General features: G+C 75.3%; 2 protein-coding genes and 1 pseudogene. All 3 read left to right on the top strand.

The features are described 5' to 3' along the window. The coding region (locus tag EYA84_RS32790) for an FtsX-like permease family protein (protein ID WP_343232798.1) at nucleotides 1-1,470 on the top strand (1,470 nt) is incomplete at its 5' end. Between the two features lie 62 nt (nucleotides 1,471-1,532). Then, nucleotides 1,533-2,051 carry a nitroreductase family deazaflavin-dependent oxidoreductase gene (locus EYA84_RS30355; RefSeq protein ID WP_131057647.1) on the top strand — a complete coding sequence of 173 codons (519 nt, stop codon included), beginning with the start codon at nucleotides 1,533-1,535 and terminating at the stop codon, nucleotides 2,049-2,051. 66 nt (nucleotides 2,052-2,117) lie between these two features. Continuing rightward, nucleotides 2,118-2,567, top strand: a pseudogene (locus EYA84_RS30350) (nucleotidyltransferase domain-containing protein); the annotation flags it as partial.

The following is a 2,567-nucleotide window of genomic DNA, read 5'->3' as shown; positions in this document are numbered from 1 at the left end:
GGCCGACGCGGCGCGCCCACCCACCGGCGGCGCTGGCTGGCGCTCGGTGTGCTGCTGGCCGTCACCGGGTTGGTCATCGCCGGGATCGGTGCGGCGATGGTCCGTTCGTCGGTCATCCTCGCCGGGCTGGTGCTCGGCGAACTCGGGCTGGTCTTCGCCACGCCGACGCTGGTCGGACTGCTGGCCCGGCTCGGCCGGTTCCTCCCGCTGGCGCCCCGGATCGCGGTACGCGACGCCAGTCGCAACCGTTCCTCGACCGCGCCGGCCATCTCGGCGGTGATGGCGGCGGTCGCCGGCAGCGTCGCCCTCGGGGCCTTCCTCGCCAGTGACGACGTCCGCGCCGACCAGCAGTACCGTCCGCTGCTGCCGCGCCAGACGGTGCTGGTCACCGCCGACGACCCGGACGCCACCGGGCCACCGGACCGGGCCGCCGTCACCGCGGCGGCCCGTGACCATCTCGGTGCCGGGTCGGTCGCCCCACTGGTCGCGGCCGGCTGCCGGACGAATTTCGATGCCTGCGTGGTGAGCGCGGTGGCGCCGCCGGACCAGGTCTGCCCATGGCGACCCTACGAGTCGATCAGCGAAGCCGACGAGCAGCGGGCCCGCGCCGACCGCCGCTGTCAGTGGCCGGCCGAGGACCACCTCGACGGCTACGTCCAGGTGGCGGTCGACGACGGTGCGGCGCTGCCGATGCTCACCGGCGCCACGCCGGCCGAGGTCACCGCCGCCACGGCCGTCCTGCGCGCGGGTGGCGCGGTGGTGACGGACCCGCGATACCTCGTCGACGGCCGCGTCCACCTCCGCGTCGAGGACGACAAACGCGAGACGGGGGAGGCGACCACGACGACCGTGCCCGGGTACGCGGTGCGGAGCCACCTGAGACCGTCCTGGCTGCTCATCTCGCCCGCCGCAGCCGACCGCCTCGACCTCGCCGTCCGACAGACCGGCTGGGTGGTCGAGGCCGCCGAGCCGCCGGGACAGCGGCAGCGGGACCGGTTCGTCGACGCGCTGGAGTACCTCGGCCCGGTCGGCGCGCAGTTCGAGCTCGGTCACGGCTTCACCGGCACCGAGCCGCTGCTGCTCCTGCTGGCCGGGGTCTCCGCGGTGGTGACCGTGGGGGCCGCCGGGATCGCCACCGGACTCGCCGCCGCCGAGGGGCGGGCCGACCTGTCCACACTCGCCTCGGTCGGTGCCGGACCGGGCGTACGGAAGCTGCTGTCGCTCTGCCAGGCCGGCGTGATCGCGGTGCTCGGTTCGTTGCTGGGCATCGTCGCCGGGCTCGGCTCGGCGATGATCATCCTGACCTTCACGAATCGACGGCTGGCCGAGGGGTGGCCGGTGGAGCCGCCGTACCCGCTGTTGGTGCCCTGGCTCACCCTCGGCGTGCTGGTCGTGGTGCCGCTGGTGGCGATGGCCGGGGCGGCACTGCTGACCCGGTCCCGGCTGCCGGTGGAACGCCGCCTGGACTAGGACCGACCGGCCCGGCTGAACGGCGGGTGTCGGACCGACGCCGGTGGATGCAGAATGTCCGGATGTCCGTACTGCGCGACGTGACCCGCCGAATCGGTCACCACCCCTGGTTCGGCGCCACCGCCCGGCTGCTGGTGCCGCTCGACCGGGCGGTCGGGCGACTGACCCGGGGCCGGGTGGTCGCGCTCGGGTTGGTGCCGTCCCTGGTCATCACCACCACCGGCCGCCGCTCCGGGAAACCGCGCAGCAACCCGCTGCTCTACGTGCCCGACGGGGACGGGTACGTGGTGGTCGGCTCGAACTGGGGCCAGACCCAGCAGCCCGCCTGGTCGCTGAACCTGCTCGCCGAGCCACACGCCGAAGTGGACGTCGCCGGGCGTCGCCTCGCGGTACGCGGCGAACCGGCGACCGGCGCCGAACGCGAGCGACTGTGGCGGTTGCTGGTCGACGCCTGGCCCGCGTACGAGGCGTACGTGCGGCGGGCCGGTGACCGGGAGATCCGGGTCTTCCGGCTGGTGCCGACGGCCTCCGGCACGCCCGACGGCACGGACCCGCCGGACGGGCCGCCCGCGCCGCACTAGGGTGTGCGGTGACCGGGCCGTCGCTACCGGCGACGGTCCGCACGGTGGCGCGATGGGGTGGTCGGTGTGGACGGTGTCCAGGAGCACCGGGACGATCCCCGGTGGCAGGTGGCCGGACGGATCGCCGAGGCGGTCCGTCGGCGCTTCCCCGCCGACGTGCTCGCCGTCGCGGTGCACGGGCCGCTCGCGCACGGCGACGACGACGGTGGCGGGGACAGCGAGGTCGGGTTGCTGGTGGTCACCTACCGACCCGACACCGGGCCGCCCTCGGCCACCCGGCGGGTCGACGGGGTGCTGGTCGACCTGACCGTTGCCGCCGCCGAGGAGCGTCTGCGCCAGGCCCGGCAGCTCACCTCGCGGTGGCCGTTGACCGCCGACCGGTACGTGACGACCCGGCCGCTGCACGACCCGACCGGGTGGCTGCGCACCCAGCGGGACGCGCACCTCGGGCGGTTGGCGAGGGCCCGCCCGGCCGAGTTCAGCAGCGCCGCCCGCCGGGCCTGGTACCGGGGCTGT

The sequence above is a fragment of the Verrucosispora sp. SN26_14.1 genome (genome assembly GCF_004307965.1).
GTDB lineage: Bacteria > Actinomycetota > Actinomycetes > Mycobacteriales > Micromonosporaceae > Micromonospora.
Note: the sequence above shows the minus strand (reverse complement) of the source record. Positions and strands in the feature narration are given on the sequence as shown.

Bases quoted from the DNA above. Each gene is read 5' to 3' on its own strand.
- EYA84_RS30355 (WP_131057647.1), top strand. From the start codon at position 1,533: ATGTCCGTACTGCGCGACGTGACCCGCCGAATCGGTCACCACCCCTGG.